The organism is Rhodococcus pseudokoreensis, assembly GCF_017068395.1.
In the GTDB taxonomy this organism is placed as follows: Bacteria; Actinomycetota; Actinomycetes; order Mycobacteriales; family Mycobacteriaceae; genus Rhodococcus_F; species Rhodococcus_F pseudokoreensis.
In genome coordinates this window covers 7,949,352-7,968,814 of sequence record NZ_CP070619.1, presented here as the reverse complement: position 1 = coordinate 7,968,814, position 19,463 = coordinate 7,949,352, and the positions used below count along the sequence as shown (strand labels likewise).

20 protein-coding genes, 1 tRNA gene and 1 pseudogene are annotated in these 19,463 nt (G+C 67.7%); 3 read left to right on the top strand and 19 right to left on the bottom strand.

Translation table 11 applies throughout. The features are described 5' to 3' along the window. Window positions 1-157 precede the first annotated feature (157 nt). The 10 genes from gcvH to JWS13_RS41645 form a co-directional block, all read right to left on the bottom strand. Window positions 158-562, bottom strand: a complete 405-nt coding sequence (gene gcvH / locus JWS13_RS41690) for a glycine cleavage system protein GcvH (RefSeq protein WP_087562140.1) — start codon at window positions 560-562, stop codon at window positions 158-160. Between the two features lie 42 nt (window positions 563-604). Then, a complete protein-coding gene (locus JWS13_RS41685; protein WP_124394324.1) occupies window positions 605-1,351 on the bottom strand; it encodes a DUF881 domain-containing protein in 747 nt (248 codons plus the stop codon). A 7-nt stretch (window positions 1,352-1,358) separates the two neighbouring features. After that, window positions 1,359-1,721: a small basic family protein gene (locus JWS13_RS41680; RefSeq protein ID WP_206010949.1), complete on the bottom strand. Its 363-nt coding sequence runs from the start codon at window positions 1,719-1,721 to the stop codon at window positions 1,359-1,361. Window positions 1,722-1,753: 32 nt separating this feature from the next. Beyond that, entirely contained in the window at window positions 1,754-2,617 is an 864-nt protein-coding gene (locus JWS13_RS41675) for a DUF881 domain-containing protein (protein ID WP_206010948.1), read from the bottom strand. Next, complete coding sequence (locus tag JWS13_RS41670) at window positions 2,617-3,240, bottom strand: CDP-alcohol phosphatidyltransferase family protein (RefSeq protein ID WP_124394322.1); 624 nt, start codon at window positions 3,238-3,240, stop codon at window positions 2,617-2,619. The genes JWS13_RS41675 and JWS13_RS41670 overlap by 1 nt, the downstream gene beginning before the upstream one ends. Before the next feature lie 133 nt (window positions 3,241-3,373). Beyond that, window positions 3,374-4,432, bottom strand: a complete 1,059-nt coding sequence (locus tag JWS13_RS41665; RefSeq protein ID WP_206010947.1) for an SMP-30/gluconolactonase/LRE family protein — start codon at window positions 4,430-4,432, stop codon at window positions 3,374-3,376. Between the two features lie 42 nt (window positions 4,433-4,474). Beyond that, window positions 4,475-5,092: an NUDIX hydrolase gene (locus JWS13_RS41660; RefSeq protein WP_206010946.1), complete on the bottom strand. Its 618-nt coding sequence runs from the start codon at window positions 5,090-5,092 to the stop codon at window positions 4,475-4,477. A gap of 81 nt (window positions 5,093-5,173) precedes the next feature. Then, window positions 5,174-6,694, bottom strand: coding sequence for an acyl-CoA synthetase (locus JWS13_RS41655; RefSeq protein ID WP_206010945.1), 1,521 nt, complete (start codon window positions 6,692-6,694; stop codon window positions 5,174-5,176). 34 nt (window positions 6,695-6,728) lie between these two features. After that, complete coding sequence (locus tag JWS13_RS41650) at window positions 6,729-7,850, bottom strand: DUF5938 domain-containing protein (RefSeq protein ID WP_206010944.1); 1,122 nt, start codon at window positions 7,848-7,850, stop codon at window positions 6,729-6,731. A gap of 45 nt (window positions 7,851-7,895) precedes the next feature. Further along, entirely contained in the window at window positions 7,896-8,699 is an 804-nt protein-coding gene (locus JWS13_RS41645; RefSeq protein WP_206010943.1) for an SDR family NAD(P)-dependent oxidoreductase, read from the bottom strand. Between the two features lie 209 nt (window positions 8,700-8,908). Here JWS13_RS41645 and JWS13_RS41640 point away from each other — a divergent pair, with 209 nt between their 5' ends. Continuing rightward, complete coding sequence (locus JWS13_RS41640) at window positions 8,909-9,544, top strand: TetR/AcrR family transcriptional regulator (protein ID WP_206010942.1); 636 nt, start codon at window positions 8,909-8,911, stop codon at window positions 9,542-9,544. A 6-nt stretch (window positions 9,545-9,550) separates the two neighbouring features. Here JWS13_RS41640 and JWS13_RS41635 read toward each other — a convergent pair whose 3' ends face one another. Further along, window positions 9,551-9,991, bottom strand: a complete 441-nt coding sequence (locus tag JWS13_RS41635; protein WP_087562130.1) for an SRPBCC family protein — start codon at window positions 9,989-9,991, stop codon at window positions 9,551-9,553. A gap of 126 nt (window positions 9,992-10,117) precedes the next feature. Between JWS13_RS41635 and JWS13_RS41630 the strand changes: the two are divergent. Further along, a pseudogene (locus JWS13_RS41630) lies at window positions 10,118-11,383 on the top strand (MFS transporter); the annotation flags it as partial. A gap of 221 nt (window positions 11,384-11,604) precedes the next feature. On the opposite strand, the gene JWS13_RS41625 reads toward JWS13_RS41630, so the two are convergent. Next, complete coding sequence (locus tag JWS13_RS41625) at window positions 11,605-12,483, bottom strand: sigma-70 family RNA polymerase sigma factor (protein WP_206010940.1); 879 nt, start codon at window positions 12,481-12,483, stop codon at window positions 11,605-11,607. Window positions 12,484-12,665: 182 nt separating this feature from the next. On the opposite strand from JWS13_RS41625, the gene JWS13_RS41620 reads away from it, so the two are divergent. After that, window positions 12,666-13,427 carry a L,D-transpeptidase gene (locus JWS13_RS41620; protein WP_206011920.1) on the top strand — a complete coding sequence of 254 codons (762 nt, stop codon included), beginning with the start codon at window positions 12,666-12,668 and terminating at the stop codon, window positions 13,425-13,427. A 65-nt stretch (window positions 13,428-13,492) separates the two neighbouring features. Here JWS13_RS41620 and JWS13_RS41615 read toward each other — a convergent pair. From JWS13_RS41615 to JWS13_RS41585, 7 genes are all read right to left on the bottom strand, one after another. After that, window positions 13,493-13,569: transfer RNA gene (locus tag JWS13_RS41615), tRNA-Pro, on the bottom strand. Between the two features lie 86 nt (window positions 13,570-13,655). After that, a complete protein-coding gene (gene der, locus JWS13_RS41610; RefSeq protein WP_087562127.1) occupies window positions 13,656-15,083 on the bottom strand; it encodes a ribosome biogenesis GTPase Der in 1,428 nt (475 codons plus the stop codon). After that, window positions 15,080-15,769, bottom strand: a complete 690-nt coding sequence (gene cmk, locus JWS13_RS41605) for a (d)CMP kinase (RefSeq protein WP_206010939.1) — start codon at window positions 15,767-15,769, stop codon at window positions 15,080-15,082. The genes der and cmk overlap by 4 nt, the downstream gene beginning before the upstream one ends. Next, complete coding sequence (locus tag JWS13_RS41600; protein WP_087562125.1) at window positions 15,766-16,818, bottom strand: pseudouridine synthase; 1,053 nt, start codon at window positions 16,816-16,818, stop codon at window positions 15,766-15,768. Before JWS13_RS41600 ends, cmk begins: the two co-directional genes overlap by 4 nt. Window positions 16,819-16,834: 16 nt before the next feature. Further along, a complete protein-coding gene (scpB, locus tag JWS13_RS41595; RefSeq protein ID WP_206010938.1) occupies window positions 16,835-17,569 on the bottom strand; it encodes an SMC-Scp complex subunit ScpB in 735 nt (244 codons plus the stop codon). Beyond that, window positions 17,566-18,426 carry a segregation and condensation protein A gene (locus JWS13_RS41590; protein WP_206010937.1) on the bottom strand — a complete coding sequence of 287 codons (861 nt, stop codon included), beginning with the start codon at window positions 18,424-18,426 and terminating at the stop codon, window positions 17,566-17,568. Before JWS13_RS41590 ends, scpB begins: the two co-directional genes overlap by 4 nt. Continuing rightward, complete coding sequence (locus tag JWS13_RS41585; RefSeq protein ID WP_124394310.1) at window positions 18,427-19,431, bottom strand: ParA family protein; 1,005 nt, start codon at window positions 19,429-19,431, stop codon at window positions 18,427-18,429. Window positions 19,432-19,463: the final 32 nt, after the last annotated feature.

Genomic DNA, 19,463 nt, shown 5'->3' with positions numbered 1-19,463 from the left:
GACCGTACCCTGCGCACGCCGGTGCGTGTAGTGAGACAGGCCGCCAGTACATTACGAACCGGTATTCCGACAGCGGATTTCTCCGGCAACCCCGTTTTCCGGGCTGTCGGCACCTTCCGAAACTATCCGATTACCGCTTCGCGTGTTCGGCGGGAAATTATCCTGCCGTGATGTCTGCATACCCGGCGGCGTCCAGCATTTCGGCCAGTGCGGCGTCGAGGGTCGCCTCGTCGTCGACGCCGAGTTCCACCAGCCACCCCTGCCCGTAGGGCGCGGAGTTCACGAGTTCCGGGTTGCCGTCCAGATCAGCGTTGGCGGCAACGACTTTCGCCGTCAGCGGGGCGAAGATGTCGGAGACGCTCTTGGTGGATTCCACCTCGCCGAACGATTCGCCCGCCGTCACGTCCTCGTCGACGGCCGGAAGCTGGACGAACACGACGTCGCCGAGCTGGGACTGCGCGAAATCGGTGATGCCGACGCGCACCGTCGTGGGCCCCGTCCGCTCGACCCACTCGTGTTCGGCGGTGTACCGACGATCGGCGGGGATTTCGAGCTCACTCACAGTGGCTTCCTTTCGATGGCAATCCGCGGGCGGATGCGAAGATCAATTTCCGGGCTGAGCGTATTGGCGAGGTTTCGCCTCCCGCAAGGCGGAGATCGTGACCTGCTGCGATTGTTCGATCGTCAACTGTCCACCGCTGCGCGCGACCGTGTCGACCACCCCGCCGGGAATGTTCAGGGCGGCCGCCAGAGTCGGCGGATCACCGATGGCGACAACTCCGTAGGGGGCGTTCACCTTGCGGCCGTCCACCGACACGCCGCCTGCCGAACCGGACACCCAGGAGTCGACGCCGATCCGGATGGGCGGGCCGTCGGCACCCTGGATCTGCACGGCCTCGGCGCCCGCGGCGCGCAGTTCCTGGACGAGGTCGAGCAGGACCTCGGATCCGACCCCCTTGTTGGGGTCGGTGATGCGCAGCGTCACGCCGGGGCCGGTGGCCGGCGCGCTCCCGACTTGGATCGACAGGGCCGTCAACCGGGCCTGCGCCTCGTCGAGTGCCGCCCCGGAACTGCCACTCTGTTGCAAGGTTGCCAAGGTCTGTTCCAGCGAGGCGATCTCCTGCCGCAGAGCCGCCTCCCGCTGATTCAGCGTGTCCAGGACGACCAGCAGATCCGCGGGGCTCGCCGAGTCGAGCGTGTCGCCGGACCCGGTGTTCTTCACCTGCGTCACGATCGCGATTCCCAGCCCGCCGAGCAGGAGCGCGGCCAGCAGCGCGAAGACGACGTGTGAGCGCCGCGACGTCGTGGGTTCGTTGCCATGGAGTTCGTGTCTGCCCTCGTGCCCGCTCACGTCGCGATCACGCCCCGAGCAGACGGCGCCGCAGCGCGGCCGCGTTGCCGAAGATGCGGATGCCGAGCACGACGACGATCGCGGTGGACAGCTGGGTTCCGACACCGAGTTGGTCACCGAGCCACACGATCAGCGCCGCCACGAGGACGTTGAACACGAACGAGACGACGAACACCTTCGAGTCGAAGATCTCGTCGAGGTATGCGCGCAATCCGCCGAACACCGCGTCGAGCGCGGCGACGACGGCGATGGGCAGGTAGGGCTGCACGGCGTCGGGCACTTGCGGGCTGAACACCACTCCCAGCACGATCCCCACGATCAGGGCGAGCACCCCGTAGATCGCGGATCCGCCCTTCAGTGCTGCCTTCATTCGTGTGACGCCTCCATCCGACTCCGCCGTTGTCATCGTGTTCCTGCTTCCCGGGCTGCCCGCACTTCCCGCGCCGGGGCGGCAGGCAAGTGGAGATCGTCGGCCTCCGCGACGGCGAAGCCGATGCCGTACAACTGCGCCACGCTGGACATCCGCAGGTAGGCGTCGCTCACCACGAATCCGGTCTGCATCGGCCCCTGCGGGCCGATGGCGGAGACCACGTACGGCGAGAACACCGGCTGATTGTCCACGAGCATCGCGCCGCCCGCCTGCCGGATCGTCACCGACGGCCCGATCCGCACGTCGCCGACCGCAATGGCCTCGGCGCCGCCCGCCCACAGCGAATTGACCACCGACTGCAGGTCGCGATCGAGCACGACCGCCTTCCCCCCGACACTGCGCTGGGACGAATCGGACAGGTTGGGTTTGGCCGCGGGGTCGGTGAGCGTCACGGTCAGTCCGGGACCGTGCACGGTCTCGACCCCGGCGTCCCCCTCGAGTCCGTGTAACTCGTCGAGCAGTGCGGCACCGCGGGCGTCGCCGGCCAGCGCGGTGGCGCGGGCGTCGTCCGCCTGTGCCGTCAACGTGTCCCGGGTCGCCGCGAGGGCGCCCGCCCGGTCCTCCGCGTCCTGCACCTTGCTCAGGAGTTCGGACCGCACCTGCTCGGTGCCCGGGATGCGTTCGGTGGCCTGCCGGTAGGCGACCGACAGCACCAGGCCGACGAGCAGTGCGCCGATCGCGATCCACACCTGCCGACCGACCCGTGTCTGCCGCGAATGTCCGTGCTCGCGATCCTCGGCCGCGCCCTCGTAGCCGGGGTCCAGATGATCGTTCATCAGAGACTGCAGCAGGGACGGCACCGGATTCCTGCGGACGCCGGACTCGGTCCGTTTCATCAGCGGACCTCGCGTTCGTCGCCGCCCGATCCTCGCGCGGGAACGGTGCGCGCGACGGTCAGCGCGTTGACGGTGTAGAGCAGCCCGGTCCACACGTACAGCACCGTGCCCCAGATCAGGAGTGCAGCGCCGAGCGGTTCCGCCACCGTGGCGATGCTCCAGTCACCCTGCGCCGCGAGGGTGATCGGCAGCGCGAACATGAGCAGGAACGTGGCCCCCTTGCCGAGGTACATCACGTCGGGGGGTGGCAGTCCGCGCCGCCGGTAGATCAGCAGTGTCAGCGCGAGAACGACGTCGCGGCCGATCAGGATCGCCGCCACCCACCACGGGATGAATCCGCGCACGACGAACGTCACCAGTGTCGTGACGACGTAGAGGCGATCGACGAACGGATCGAGCAGCGCACCCAGCTTCGACGACTGGTCGAGGATCCGGGCCAGCTTGCCGTCGAGCCAGTCGGTGAATCCGCTGATCATGAGGATCGCGAGGGCCCACCCGTCGGAGTGCGTCACGAGCAGCAGGTACACGAAGAGCGGCACTCCGAGCAGGCGTACCACGCTCAGGAGATTCGGGACGGTCACGATCCGGTCCGACCGCACAGTGTCCCGGTCCACCGAATTCACCAATATCTCCCCAGCGTCGAGTGCGGACCTGTTCTCGGGCGCTCGTCGCACCGCTCTCGCCACTCTTCCACAACCGCGGCGGTGGTCCGTCGATCCTCCCCCGGAGAATCCATCGGAGCAGGTCAGGACCGTCTCACTCGCCGGCAGCGACGTCGGGTCGTGGCGGAACCGGGACCCGCGCGACGGCGTCCGCGGTCAGACTTCCCAGGTACAGCCACCCGTCGTGCTCCCGCACCCCGGTGACGGGTGCGTAGCTGCCCTTGCCGCCGCGCAGGCTGTGCACGATCTCGCCATGCCGATCGAGTGCGACCACCCAGCCCGCGTGCACCGGATTCGGCTGGACGGCATCGGGCAGGTTCGCCGCGACGATGCGCAGCGCCGGGTACGGCGCGAGCAGATCCAGCAGCCGCATCCGCGGGCTGTACAGCGCCACCCAGAAAAGCCCGTCGTCGGTCTGCGACGTCATGTTGTCCGGGATGCCGGGCAGATTCTCGGCCCACACGGACGTCCGGCCCTGCGACGGTCCGGTCAGGTCGACGCGGGAGATCTGGTACGAGCCGGTCTCGGCGACGAGGACGAACGATTCGTCCGAGGCCAAGCCCACGCCGTTGGCGAACTGCAGTCCCTCGGCGAGAAGGTCGGTCTCCCCTGTGCGCGGGTCGAGACGCAGCAGCCGACCGGTCCCCCGGTGTTCGAGAAGGTCGTAGCGGTGGTCGGCGATCGTGAAGTGCGCGGAGGAGTCGGTGAAGTACACGACGCCGTCGTGCCCGACCGCGGAGTTGTTGCACGCCACGAGTGGGCGCCCGGCCGCGGTGTCGGCGAGCACGTCGACGCGCCCCTTCTCGTCCACCCTCAGCACGCCGCGCTCGGCGTCGCAGATCAGGTACCGGCCGTCGTCGAGGACCTCGACCCCGAGCGGCCGGCCGCCCGTGTTCGCGAGTTCGGTGGCGTCGCCGCGGCTGTCGAACCGCCAGATTCGGCCGTCGTTGCCCCCGGTGACCACCCGGCCGTCGTGATCGACGGCCACGTCCTCCGGTCCCTCTCCGGTGGGCAGGGCCCAGCGGTGCACGCCGTCGAGCACGCCGTTGGGAGCGAGCACTCCCGTGAGCGGAGGGGACGGCGGGGCGTGCCAGACGACGGGGTCGATCCCGGTGCGGTCGAGTTTGCGGGCGAGAGACTCGAAGAAGGTCACGGACTGTGAGATTAGTCGCGTTCCCCGGCGGATGTGGCCGCCCTACCTCCAGGCGAAGACGGGTTGGTCGAAACCGTCGATCCGGGTGTGCCGGTCGTGCAGTGCGACCTCCCGGAACTGGTACACGACCGCGCCGGTCGGGGCGTGCACGAGGTGACGCCGGAACGGCCACTGGATCACCGGTTTCGACGATTCGGGGATCTCCACGAATCGCGGCTCGGCGTCGATCTCGGCGACGCCCACCGAGAACACTTCTGCCACTTCCTCGTGGTTGGGGACGAGCGAGGTGATCGACTGCTCCGACCACACGACGAAAGGCGTGATGACGTACCCGGAACGGGTCACGTAGTCGTCGAGCCTGCCGAGCACCGCGGACGGCCCCACGTCGAGGCCGAGTTCCTCGTGCAGTTCGCGCCGGGCGGCGTCCTCACCGGTCTCCCCCGGATCCACCCCGCCACCGGGCAACGCGAACTGCCCCGGATGCGCGCGCATCTTGCTCGGGCGCCTGGTCAGCGGAACGGCCTGACCGTCCGCGCCGTCGTTCATCACGGCGATCACGACCGCCGCGGACCGCCGGTTCGTCGGGTCCACGATCCGTGGTTCGAAGCGTGCCAGCGCGTCGGCGAGCCGTTCCCTGCTGAGTACGTGCCCATTCACCATCACCCGACAGTATCGCCACTCGCCGCGAAACCCACGTTCCGCGTCCCCCGCGTTTCGAGGCCCGCGCGTCGAGGGCCGCCGTCAGCCGAGCAACTGCTGTTTGATCTCGTTCTTGAGGACCTTCCCGAGTTTGGAACGAGGCAGATCGGACCAGACCAGGATCTCCTTCGGGGTCTTCACGCTGCCGATGCGCGCCTTCACGAACGCCGTGAGCGCGTCGGCCTCGATCGGTGTTCCCGCTCGCGCCTGGACGACGGCGACGACCCGTTCGCCCCATTTGTCGTCGGGGAGCCCGATCACCCCGCAGTCCTGGATGCCCGGGTACGCCATGAGCGCCTGTTCCACTTCGACGGAATAGACGTTGAATCCGCCGGTGATGATCATGTCCTTGGCGCGGTCGACGATGTACAGGAAGTTGTCCTCGTCGAGGTACCCGATGTCGCCCGTGTGATGCCAGCCGTGCGCCGACGCCTCCTGCGTCGCAACGGGATTCTTGTAGTACCCCGTCATGACGAGTGAGCTGCGCACGACCACTTCGCCCCGCTCCCCGGCAGGCAGCAACGCCCCCTGCCCGTCCATGATCGCGACCGTCACCAGCGGGGAGGGTCGGCCCGCGGAGCTCAATCGGGCGGTCGCCACCGAGCCGTCCGCCAGGAAATGGTCTTTCGGCGCCATCGTCGCGATCATCATCGGCGCCTCGCTCTGCCCGAACAACTGCGCCATCACCGGCCCGATCCGGGTCAGCGCCTCGCTCAGCCGTGTCGGCGAGATCGGCGCCGCGCCGTACCAGAAGCATTGCAGCGAACTCAGGTCCGTCGTCTCCAGGTCGGCGTGGTCGAGCAGCATGTAGATCAGCGTCGGTGGGAGGAACGTGTGGGTCACGCGGTCCCGGTCGATGTGCGCGAGGAACTGCCCGAGGTCGGGCGCCGGCATGATGACCACCTGCCCGCCGAGGGCGAGGATCGGAAAGCACAGGACACCCGCCGCGTGGGTCAACGGCGCGAGGGCGAGGTACTTCGGTCTGCCGTCGAACGGGTAACTCATCAGGGTCAGCGCGGACATCGTCTCGATGTTCCGGCCGGTGAGCATCACCCCTTTCGGCCGCCCCGTCGTCCCGCCGGTGCCGACGATCAGCGCGAGGTCGTCGACGGGTTCGGTGTCGAGGCGTTCGGCACCGAGCCACGCCTCGAACGAGTCGGCGTACGTCTCCTCCCCGTCGAGGCAGACCAGCGTCGTGAGCAGCGGCAACTGCTGCCGGATCCGATCGACCAAGGGCGCGAACGCTTTCTGGAAGATCAGGCAGCGACAGTCGAAGAGGTCGAGCAGGTCCCGATTCTCCACGGCCTCGTTCCGCGGGTTGATCGGGCACCACACTGCCCCCGCTCGGCTGATCCCGAACACGCAGGAGAACGCGGTCGGGTCGTTGCCGGACAGGACGGCCACCTTGTCGCCGGCGGCGATCCCCGACCGTGCCAGCGCCGCGGCGACCCGCCGGCTCAGGTCCTGGACGTCCGCGTACGACAGCGTCCGCTCGCCCATCGTCAGACACGGCGACGACGGTCCGAGCGAGGCGCCCTTGTCGAGGTAGTCGGTCAAGCGCATCGTGCGGTCCTCCTGAATGTCGCGGCCGGGACGGTCAGCTCTGCACGGTGACGACCGGCTCCATCACGAGACCGAAACTGCGCAGGATTCCCAGGAGTTCCCGATGACCGAACGCCTGGCATGCCGACGCCAGTCCCGCCCGCTTCGGCGGCTGCTGCAACAGGGAGTACGCGGCGTAGGCCTGCAAGAGACCCGTCTGCTTGTAGTTGCAGTTGCCGTGGATGACGCAGTGCGCACGCCCGAGCGGCCCCGACGCGTACACGGAGTCCAGCGACGTGTTGACGCGCGGGTTCTCGCGCGGCGGCATTCCCGCCTGCACGGAACCGGCTATCTCGGCGAGCGCGGCCTCCTGCTGGTCCGCGGGCAGGGTCTTGATCTGCTCCTCGACCATCTTCTGCGTCGCGACGACGCCCTCCATGACGGACCGGTCGAACACGCCGCCCGCGGCCTTCACGTTGGCCACCCGCGGATCGTCCTTGAACCACACGGGATGGCAGGTACCTCCCCACGGCAGCGCGAGTGCCATCTGGTGCTGTCCCGGAACGACGACCTCGAATGTGCTGCCGGGCTCCCACTTCGCGTACCGGTTCTGTTCCAGGTAGTACCAGTCGGCCTTGAGGATGGTGAAGATCGTCTGGGTGGACGCGTACGTGGGAAATCCCTTCCACAACACCAGGATGTCGAGTGTGTCCAGACCCGGCGTCTCCAGCGCGATGTTCGCGGCGATCTCTCCGGTGGTGTACATCTGGGCGACGCCGGGAGAGAGCAGCAGTCCCTTCTCCGCGAACTGGTCACCGAACTTCGCCTGCACGTCCAGAACCCAGTCCTGCTCACCGGTCGTGTCGGTGTAGTGGCATCCCGCGGCGAGGGCCGCCTCGACGACGACGGCACCGTACTTGATGAACGGGCCCACCATGTTGCTGACCACGCGTGCGCCGCTGAACAGTTCGGTCAGCGCTGGGACGGTGTGCTCGACCTCGACCACGTCGTGGTCGACGGTGTCCAGGCCGGGGATGCGGTCGAGCACTTCCTGGATCCGCTTCTTGTCCCGCCCCGCGGCGATGAACGGAATGTTGAACTCGCGCAGGTATTCACACACGAGTCGTCCGGTGTATCCGGAGACTCCGTAGACGATGACGGGTTTCTTGTCGGTCATGACGTGCCCTTTCGGTGAATGTGGGGAGAGAGCCGGAGCGGTCGGTCACATGCCCATGCCACCGTCGACCGGCAGGCCGATTCCGGTGACGAAGCGGGCGGCGTCGGAGGCCAGGAAGACGACGGTGTCGGCGATGTCCGCGACCTCACCGAGCCGCCCGAGCGGGGTCAGGCCGATCACGTCGGCAACCGCGGCGTCGGCGCTGGGCCACAGTCCGAGCCTCTCCATGTCGGCGGCCAGTCCGAGTCCCATCTCCGTGGCGACCAGCCCCGGGTACACGCAGTTCACGCGGACGCCGTACCCGAGTTTTCCCGCCTCCTGCGCCGCGACCCGGGTCAGCCGGTCGACGGCGGACTTGGTGGCGGAATAGCCGGCGATGCCGGGGAACGGGATGGTCGCGGCGACCGACGAGACGTTGACGATCGACCCTCCCGCGCCCGCGCCACCGCCGGGGCGCATCGCGCGCAGACCGTGCTTCAGGCCGAGCGCGACACCGAGGATGTTCACGTCGCACATCCGGCGAACGTCGGCGGGGTCGATGTCGACCACGAGTGACGAGATCTCGATGCCGGCGTTGTTGACGAGGAGGTCGAGTCCGCCGAGTTGCTCCACGGTGGCAGCGACGGCGCGCTCCCAGTTGCCGTCGTCGGTGACGTCGAGGGTCACGAATCCGGTGTCGACACCGGTCTTCCCGAGCGAGTCGGCGGTCGCGCGCCCCTCCTCCTCGAGGACGTCACCGATCACGACCGCCGCACCGGCGTCGGCGAGGGCGGCGGCCATTCCGGCCCCCAGCCCCTTCGCACCCCCGGTGACCAGCGCTTTTCGTCCTGCAAGATCACGCACGCTCATTCCGACCTGCCTTCGCACCGAGACGATTCGCGGAAACCACGTCGCGAGTCACTGTCGCATTGTGGTGTGGGTCACAGCGTATTCGACTCTGGACGACTGTCAAGAATTCTCTTGACGACTGTCAAGAATTTGTTACACAGTCGTCAAGGAACCCGGGCTAGACTGATGCTCACCGTGCTGGACTCCGCGAGCCGAACAGGAAGAATGCCGTGACACCCGTCGCCGAGAAGAACGCCGACCGGGTCTCGCGCCGCCAGGTCGACAAATTCGCCGAGCGCCGGGATCAACTCGCCGAGGCCGCGTTGCAGACCCTCTCGGAACTCGGCTACGCCCGCACCAGCCTCCGGGAGATCGCCCAGAACTCCGAGTTCTCCCACGGCGTTCTGCACTACTACTTCAGCGACAAGGTCGATCTGATCACGCACTGCGTAAAGCACTACAAGGCGCGCTGCGTCACGCGCTACGACGGCGTGGTTGCCACGGCGCAGACGCCCGAGGAGTTGAGGGCGGGATTCGGCCGCGTGCTGGTGGATTCGCTCCGCGACGAGGCCTCGATGCATCGCCTCTGGTACGACCTCCGCTCGCAGTCGCTGTTCGAGGAGTCGTTCCGCGCGGACGTCGCCGCAATCGACCAGAGTCTCGAAAACATGATCTGGCGCATCGTGTCCCGTTACGCGGAACTGGCGGGACGCACGATCACGATCGCCCCGCCCACCATGTACGCGGTGTTCGACGGACTGTTCCAGCAGAGCCTCGCCAGGTACCTGTCGGGCGACGACACGGCGGCGGATGCCCTCGCCGACAACGTCGATCAGCTACTGACGCTCGTCATCCCGGCACGGTAGGTCCGGTCACTTCTCCGCGGCGGCCTTGATTCGCTGCGCGAAAGCGGGCGCGTCCTTGCGGGCCGCCCGCAGCGCGAGGGGTGCGATCAGTTTTCCGATTCCGTGACCCTCCAGCACGTTGAAGATCGTCACCTTCGTACCCGCGCCCGACGGTTCGAGGTCGTAACCGCCCTCTTTCGCGGTCACGGAGTTCGTCGATCGCTCCGCCCAGCGAATCTTCCGCGGCGCCTCGAATTCGGTGATCTCGAACTCCCGCTTCGTGGTCATTCCCGCGTCCTTGACGGTGCTGACGAAGACGGTGCCGACTCCGGGAGGACCGTCCGTCTTCTTCACGATCTCCTGAACCCGCGGGCTGAACTCCCGGTCGTTGACCCCGGCGGCGAGGTATTCGAACACTTCCTCGATGGGGCGATCGATCACCACAGTGCCTTCGAACCGTCCAGCCATGCCAGCCTCCCGTTTCCGTGACCTGCCGGGTTCCGACAGTACTCGCGACGCGGCCGGTGCGCGGTCACATCGCCGCCGGGCCGTCGGTCATAGAAGTGACGACCGAAGAACACAGGAAGGCCCGACATGAACACCTCGATCACCGGCACGTCCGGATCGCGACGATCGACTACGACACCGCAGTTTCTTTCCACCGCCCGCGGCAGACTCACCCTGACGTTGTTGTGCGCCGTGGCTTTTCTCGACTTCGTCGACGCGTCCATCGTCAACATCGCGCTGCCCGACATACGCAGCGACCTGAACTTCTCGGTGCAGCAACTGCAGTGGGTGCCCAGCGGCTATCTCATCACCTACGGCGGGTTCATGCTGCTCGGCGGTCGCCTCGCCGACCTCCTCGGCCGCCGTCGCGTCCTCGTCACCGGCACCGTCGTCATCGGATTGTCCTCGCTGGTCGGTGGTTTCGCCGGCAACGCCGAGATCCTGATCGGCGCCCGGCTGGCGCAGGGTGTCGGTGCGGCGCTGATGCTTCCGGCCGCGCTGTCGATCCTGACGACGACATTCGAGGAAGGGTCCGAACGCCATACCGCACTCGGTGTCTGGGCCGGCGTGGGCGGTCTCGCGTCGGCGGTCGGGGTGTTTCTCGGTGGTGTGCTCACCGAGGGCCCGGGCTGGCGATGGGTGTTGTTCGTCAACCCGGTGGCGTGTGTTCTCGTGCTGCCCGCAGTCTACGCGCTGATTCCCGACGACCGCCGACGCGCCAGGCTCGCGGACTTCGACCTGGTGGGCGGCGTGCTCGGTACCGGCGGGATGCTGATGTTCGTCTACGCCCTGGTCGAGGCGCCCGAGCAGGGGTGGGGGTCTGCTCGCACGATCAGCGCGTTCGCCGGGGCGTTCGTCCTGATCGCCGCGTTCGTGGTGAACGAGCAGCGCAGCCCCGATCCACTGCTGCCGCTGTCGATCTTCCGCATCAAGGGCCTGGCGGCGGCAAATGTCACGGGGCTGATCGCGTTCGCCGGTCTGCTCGCGATGTTCTTCTTCCTCACCCTCTACATGCAGAACGTTCTGGGCTACTCCCCCATGCAGACCGGGGCGGCGTACCTTCCGCTCTGCCTGGGCGTCGGCGTCGCAGCCGGAATCTCCTCCCAGTTGCTCACGCGCATCGGAACCCGCCCCGTCACCGTCGTGGGCGCGCTGGTGGCGGCGGCGGGCCTGTTCTACCTGTCCCGGATCCCGGTCGACGGCGCCTATCTCGCCGATCTGTTCCCGGGACTGATGATCGTGTCGCTGGGTCTCGGTGCCGTCTTCGTCGGCGTCACCACCGCAGCCAACGCGGGTGTGCCTGCCGAGGAGGCGGGGTTCGCGGCGGCGTTGCTGAACGCCTCGCAGCAGGTCGGCAGCGCGCTCGGTCTGGCGATCTTCGCCGCGATCGCCACCTCCCGTACCCAGCACCTGCTCGCAACGAATTCGCCTGTGCCCGAGGCACTCACCTCCGGCTTCCAGCGAGCGCTGCTGACCGGCAGCATCTTCCTCGCCGCCGCAGCGCTGATCGCCCTGCGCACCGGCAACGCCCACGGAGACGGCGGGCACCGCGCGGAATGACCTCGGTGGGCTCGTCAGTCGAGATTCTCGACGACGAGCCCGGCGAGGCGCTCGCGGTCGGCGAGGATGTCGATCTCCACAATCGTCCCCTGCCGGATCGTGACGCCCATGACGGACAGCAGCTGTCCCTCGGAGATCGCGACCACGCCGGCGGCACCGTTGACGAGTGCCGGTTGCGCGAACCGGGCCAGCCGCGCGTACCCGAGCACCCGGCCCGCGACGGTCTCCGCACCGCGCACCATGGTGGAGGCGCCCGGGGGCAACGCGCCCGTGTCGGCCCGGAGCACGACATCCGGATCCAATACCGCCACGAGGGCGTCGAAGTCGCCGCCCCTCGCCGCCGCCAGGAACGCGTCGACCACTGCGCGCTGCCGGACGGGATCGGTGTCGGGAACGGGTGCTCCCTGCAGTCGGCGCCGTGCGCGGCTCGCCAGTTGCCGGGCGGCCGCCGGGGATCGCTCGACGATGGGGGCGATGTCCTCGAACGGCACGGCGAACATGTCGTGCAGCACGAACGCCAGCCGCTCCGACGGGGTGAGCGTGCCCAGGACCACGAGCAGCGCGAGACCCACCGAATCGGCGAGCACCGCCTCCTGTTCGGGGTAGCTGCCGTCCGAGAGAGTCACGATCGGATCCGGCACCTGTAGGTCCAAGGGCTCTTCCCGCCGCGACCTGCGGGACTGCAGCATGTTCAGGCACACGCGGGCCACTACCGTCGTCAGCCAGCCGCCCAGGTTCTCCACCGAATCGGTGTCCGTGCGGCTCAGCCGCAGCCAGGATTCCTGCACCGCGTCCTCGGCCTCGGTGAGCGAGCCGAGCATCCGGTAGGCCACCGCCCGCAGGTGCCGGCGATGCGTCTCGAACTGCTGCGCCAGCACATCGTTCTCGTTCATCGGTCACATCCCTCCGTCGCCGTCTGTCACCTATGTGACCGGCGAAACGCGGCCGATGTGACGACGGCGCGTCGCCCGTGGCCCTCTGATGCGCGTAATGCATCCAGTTTCCCTGGTTCCGCTGTCGGATATCGCCGTGGTTAACTGAAATGACGCTCACAGTCTCTGAAGGGCTGGACGGCATGTGGAAATCGCAGCAGGTCGGACGTCTGTTCCTCGTCTCGGTACTCGCGGCACTCGCCGTGTGCGGAGTGAGCGCCGCCGCGTCGGCGACGCCCCCAGCCGTCACCGGAAAGATCCTCGCGCCGGCACTCTCCCCCGCGAGCGGTCAGGTCGTCGGCATCGCCCATCCCGTCGTCGTCAGGTTCACGTCTCCGGTGCCCGATCGCGCGCTCGCCGAGCGTGGTGTCCGGATCACCCCGTCGACACCGGTGCCCGGGCAGTTCTCCTGGATCGACGACCGCACCCTGCAGTGGAGCCCGGACCACTTCTGGCCTGCGCACACCGCGGTGACCGTCGAGGCGGCGGGCGCGAGGTCGCAATTCCAGGTCGGTGACGCACTCGTCGCCGTCGCGAACACGACGACGCACCAGTTCACGGTCAGCATCAACGACCAGGTCGTGCAGACCATGCCCGCGTCGATGGGCAAACCCGGCTACGAGACACCGCTCGGGACCTTCCCCGTCATCGAGCAGTTCCGCGACATGATCATGGACTCGTCGACGTACGGTGTCCCGATCGACGACGAGGAGGGCTACCGCCTCTACGTCGAATACGCCACCCGCATCACGTGGGGCGGAATCTTCGTGCACGCCGCACCGTGGTCGGTGGGTTCGCAGGGATTCGAGAACGTCAGCCACGGCTGCATCAATCTCAGCACCGAGAACGCGCAGTGGTTCTACGACAACGCCAAGGTCGGCGACCCCGTCATCGTCACGGCGTGAATCCCGCGCCGGAGACACAGAAAAGGCGGTTTCCCGTTTCCGGGAAACCGCCTTCGCTGATCATCTGGTCGGGCTGACAGGATTTGAACCTGCGACCACTTGACCCCCAGTCAAGTGCGCTACCAAGCTGCGCCACAGCCCGTCCACACCCTCGTTCAGGTGCTCGATGAGATTACATCAGCGGCAGTCCGTAACGCTAATCGCCTGGTCAGAGCGCATTCTGTCGGATCAACGACTCCGTCGCTCACGCTTTTCCCGCACTCGCACCGAGATGCGGACGGGGCTGCCGTCGAAATTGAACTCCTCACGCAGACGCCGCTCCAGGAACCGGCGGTAGCCTGCCTCGAGGAACCCGGTCGTGAACAGCACGAACGTCGGCGGACGCGTTCCGGCCTGCGTGGCGAACATCACGCGAGGCAGCCGGCCACCGCGCATCGGCGGCGGGGTCGCGGCGACGACTTCCTTGAGCCACGTGTTGAGCCGGCCCGTCGGAATGCGCTTGTCCCACGATTCCAGCGCCGTGTCGAGGGCGGGCACCAGTTTCTGCACCGCGCGTCCCGTCTGCGCCGAGATGTTGACGCGCTGCGCCCACGGCACCCGCACCAGGTCCCGATCGACTTCCCGATCGAGCTGCAGGCGCCGGTCCTCGTCGACCAGATCCCACTTGTTGAACGCGATGACGAGGGCCCGGCCCGCGTCGGCGACCATGCTCAGCACGCGCAGGTCCTGCTCGGAGATCGGCTCGGATGCGTCGATCAGCAGGATCGCGACCTCGGCGGCCTCGATGGCGCTCTTCGTCCGCAGCGACGCGTAGAACTCGGCGCCGCTGGCGTGGCTGACCCGCTTGCGCAGACCGGCGGTGTCGACGAAACGCCACGGCCTGCCGCCGAGTTCCACGATCGAGTCGACCGGGTCGACGGTGGTACCGGCAACGTTGTGGACCACCGAACGTTCGTCGCCCGACAGCTTGTTCAGCAGGCTCGACTTCCCGACGTTCGGCTTCCCGACCAGGGCCACACGTCGCGGTCCGCCGCCGGGGATGCCCTCACGCGGGGTCTCCGGCAGGGCGGCGAGCACCTCGTCGAGGAGGTCGCCCGTGCCGCGGCCGTGCGTCGCACTCACCGAGTGCGGCTGTCCGAGCCCCAGCGACCAGAGTGCGGCCACCTCGGATTCGGTGCGGCCGTCGTCCACCTTGTTGGCGACCAAGAGAACCGGCGTCTTGGACCGGCGCAGCACCTTGGCCACGGCCTCGTCGGTCGCGGTGGCGCCGACGACGGCGTCGACGACGAGCAGGATCGCATCCGCGGTCTGCATCGCCAGTTCCGCCTGCCGGGCCACGGACTGCTGCAGGCCCTTGGCGTCGGGTTCCCAGCCGCCGGTGTCCTGCACCATGAATCGGCGGCCACTCCAGTTCGCCTCGTACGAGACACGGTCCCGGGTCACACCGGGAATGTCCTCGACGACGGCTTCGCGGCGGCCGATGATCCGGTTGACGAGCGTCGATTTGCCGACGTTCGGGCGCCCGACCACGGCGAGGGTCGGCACCGGGATGTGGGCCTCCCCGTCGCCGCCGTCTTCGAGGTCGAGGACCTCCCAGTCGGATTCCTCACTCCAGGTGCCGTCGCCGGCGAACTCGGTGGTGAATTGTTCGGTCACTGCCCTGCTCCACTTCTGTCGCTTACCACCAGCAGCAACCTGCCGATCACGTCGTCGATTCCGAGTTCGCTGGTGTCGACCAGCACGGAATCGTCGGCCGGCCGCAGCGGCGACACGGCGCGCGTGGAGTCGAGGTGGTCACGACGCTGCACGTCGGCCAGTACGGCCGCGTAGTCGTCGCCTCGTCCTTCCGCGAGATTCTGCGCATTCCTGCGCTGGGCCCGGGCTTCCGCCGAGGCGGTGAGGTAGATCTTCACGTCGGCGTCGGGAAGCACGACGGTGCCGATGTCCCGGCCCTCGACGACGATCCGTTCGGTCTCGCCCGTGATTCGACGCTGCGCGGCGACGAGCAGTTCACGCACCGCGGGAACGGCGGAGACAGCCGAGACGGCCTTGGTCACCGCGTCGCCGCGGATCTCCTCCCCCACGTCCTCGCCGTCGAGCAGAACCTGCTCGCCCGCCGGGTCGGTGCCGATCGACCACGGCAGACCCGCGGTCGCGTCGGCGATCGCGGCGGGATCGGTGAGGTCCACGCCCTTGCGCAGCACATGCAGCGTCGCGATGCGGTACATGGCGCCGGTGTCGAGGTAGCGGGCGTCGAGGCGCTGCGCCAGCATCCGCGAGACGCTCGACTTCCCGGTTCCGGACGGGCCGTCCATCGCGACGACCAGCGAAGGGGTACTCACAGGCCCACCGCCCCGTAGAGACCGCCGACCTCGCCTCGACCCAGGACGCGGAGCGTGCCGGGCCGCTGGTCGCCGAGAGCGACCGCACCGATGTCCGTCCGAACCAGCCGGATGACGGGATGGCCAACGGCGTCGAACAAGCGGCGCACGATGTGCTTGCGGCCTTCGTGCAGCGTGACCCGGACCAGCGACTTGCCCTCGTTGATGTCGAGGAGCGTGAACGTGTCGACCTTCGCCGGTCCGTCCTCGAGTTCGACACCCTCCTTCAGCTTCTTACCGACGCCGCGCTCGAGAGCACCCGACACTGTCGCCAGGTACGTCTTCGACACCTCGAACGACGGGTGCATCAGCCGATGCGCGAGATCACCGTCGTTGGTGAGCAGCAGCAGTCCCTCGGTGTCGGCGTCGAGTCGGCCGACGTGGAACAACCGCTGACCGGCGGCGACCCGCTCGGAGACGATGTCGCCGACACACGGGCGACCCAGGTCGTCCGACATCGTCGACTGCCAGCCGCGGGGCTTGTTGAGGGCGAGGTGAACCAGGTCCTTCTGGACGACGACGCGGACACCGTCCACGCGCACCACCGCGTTCTCGGGGTCGATGCGCAGTCCCTGTTCGATGACGATGCGGCCGTCGACCTCGACGCGACCCTGCGATATCAGTTCCTCGGCCGCACGACGCGACGCGACGCCGGCCTGAGCGAGAACCTTCTGCAGGCGCATGCCGTCGCCCTGCGGCGGGCCGACGGGCCGATCGGCGTCGGCGTACTGGTGTCGGGCCGGCTTGGCGTTGCTGATCTTGGGGGCCTGGGCCTGCGCGCGCTGCGGCTTGGCCGACTTGGGCTTGCCGCGCTTGTTCTTCGCGGCAGGGTCGGGCCTGCCGGGTTTGCCCTTCGCGGCGTCGGGCCGGCCTGATCGATGACCGGCCTCGGCCCTGTCCGGACGCCCTCCGGCCTCCGACCTGGTGCGCCCTCCGGTCTCCGACCTGGTGGGGCGCTGCTTCTTGTTGTTGCGATCCGGTGTGCCATCTCGGCGAGCGGGTTTCTTCACTTTTGTACTATCCCTGTCAGTCTTCGGTGTCCAGCCCGGTGTCCAACTCTTCTGTGGAAGCCGTAGCTTTATTCATTCTCGCAAATCGTGGGTCAGATTCCAGACTGTCACTGATGTCATCTATCAGGTCCACATCCGGCAACAACGGAGCCAAGGCGGGAAGATCGGCCAGAGACGCCAGGCCGAGCCGTTCCAGGAAGAGTTCCGTCGTCGAGTACTGCGTGGCGTTGGTATCGGGGTCGACGCCGGCTTCGGCGATCAACCCGCGAGCGAGAAGTGTGCGCACCACACCATCCACGTTGACGCCGCGCACCGCACTGATCCGTGCGCGGGTCAACGGTTGACGGTATGCCACCACGGCCAGAGTTTCCAATGCCGCCCTCGTCAGTTTGGAGCGCGCTCCGTCGAGCAGGAGCCGTTCCACGTAGGGCGCGTACGCGGTGCGGGTGTAGAGACGCCAACCGTCACCGGCATATCGGAGGTCCATCCCGCTTTCCCGGGCGGTGAGCTCGGCCGACATGCGGTTCAGGGCCTCCGTGATGCGATTCACAGAAGCACCGGTCGCGGACGCGAGCTGCTCCGCGCCGGCCGGAGAGTCGACGATCAGCAGCAACGACTCGAGAACCGCCGCGAGTTCGGTGTCCGACAGCTCGGGTTCGGTGTCCGACAGCTCGGGTTCGGCGTCCGACAGCTCGGGTTCTCTGTCGACGGCGCCGGGCTCGTCCGGCTCGTCGAACGGGGCCGAACTCATCCGTAGTCCTCCTCGGTCACGGGGGCGTGTAATCCTTCCCCGGTCCAGCTCACCAGTAGTTCCCCGAGCGGCTCGGGCTGTTCGAACAACACCGACTGCTCGCGGTACAGCTCGAGCAGCGCGAGGAATCTTGCCACGATTTCGACGGTAACCTCGCACTCCGAGACGAGGTCGCCGAAGCTCGCCCACTCCCCGGCTCCTCGTTCGCGGAGCAGTTCCAGCATCCGCGCCGCCTGTTCGGGAACCGACACCGCGTGCATGTCGTGCAGGTGGTCGAGTCCCACGGTGGGCTTCGGGCGGGGTGTGAACACGGTCGCGGCGATTTCCGCGAACCGCTGCGGGTCGACGCCGAGCAGCACTTCCGGCAGCAACTGGGTGAACTGGTCCTCCAGTGCCGCCGAACGCGGGTATCGACGCAGCGCAGCCGCCTCGAGCTCACCGAACAGTTGCGCCACCTGCTTGTACGCGCGGTATTGCAGCAGCCGGGCAAACAGTAGGTCGCGCGCCTCGAGGAGCGCGAGGTCCTCGGCGTCGTCCACCTGTCCCGCGGGGAGCAGACGCGCCGCCTTCAGATCGAGCAGCGTCGCCGCGACCACCAGGAACTCGGTGGTCTGGTCGAGTCCCAACTCCGCGCCGAGCGTGCGCATGTAGGCGATGAAGTCGTCCGTCACCTGGTGCAACGCGACTTCCGTCACGTCCAGCTGTCGCTGGTTGATCAGGGTGAGCAGCAGATCGAACGGACCCTCGAAGTTCCGCAGCGTCACCCGGAAGCCGGGCTTGACGGCGGGCGCCTGCGGGTCCTCGCCGTTCGAACCCTCGGTCTGCGGTGGTGCCGGAATGTCTTGCGTATCCACCACTTACCGGCCGGACCGGTGGATGACCTCGCGTGCCAGCGCACGGTACGCCTCGGCACCGGTCGATTTGGGCGCCCACGTGGTGATCGGTTCCCCGGCGACGGAGGTCTCGGGGAATCGCACGGTCCGGTTGATCACGGTGTCGTAGACCAGATCCCCGAACACCTCCACCACGCGGGCCATCACCTCGCGCGCGTGCAGGGTCCGCGAGTCGAACATCGTCACGACGATGCCGGCGAGTACGAGCCGCGGGTTGAGCCTGTCGTGGACCTTCTCGACCGTGTCGTTGAGCAGCGCCAGGCCACGCAGGCTGAAGTACTCGCACTCCATCGGAATGATCACCGAGTCCGCGCAGGCCAACGCGTTGACCGTGAGCAGACCGAGCGACGGCTGGCAGTCGATGAGGACGTAGTCGTAGCGGTCGAGCACGGGATGCAGCACACGTCCGAGCGTCTGCTCCCGCCCCACCTCGGTGACGAGCTGGATCTCGGCCGCCGACAGGTCGATGTTGCTCGGCAGCAGGTCGAGACCCTCGACACGTGTCCGCATCAGGACGTCGTCGATCGAGACGCGCGGTTCGACGAGCAGATTGTGGACGGTCAGTTCGAGGTCGTTGTGCGCGACGCCGAGGCCCGCGGACAGCGCCCCCTGGGGATCGAGGTCGACGAGCAGGACCCGCCTGCCGTACTCGGCCAGCGACGCACCCAGGTTGATCGTCGACGTCGTCTTGCCGACGCCGCCCTTCTGGTTGCACATCGCGACGATCTTGGCCGGTCCGTGCGAGGGCAACGGGGCGGGTTCCGGCACGTCACGCGTCGGCCGTCCCGTGGGGCCGAGTTCCTCCTCCACGACCACGGCAGCGTCCTCGAACAAGTCTGCGGTTTCAGTTTGCCGCACGTCGAACATGTCGCCCTCCGGTTGCGAGTGCTCTGACTCCGCCGCTGGCGGCTGCGGTGTCACCACGGTCCGATGATCCCCTGTTCTCTCGATGATCGCTGCCGATCCCACATCGTTATACGAACGCTACCGCCTCGTACCGT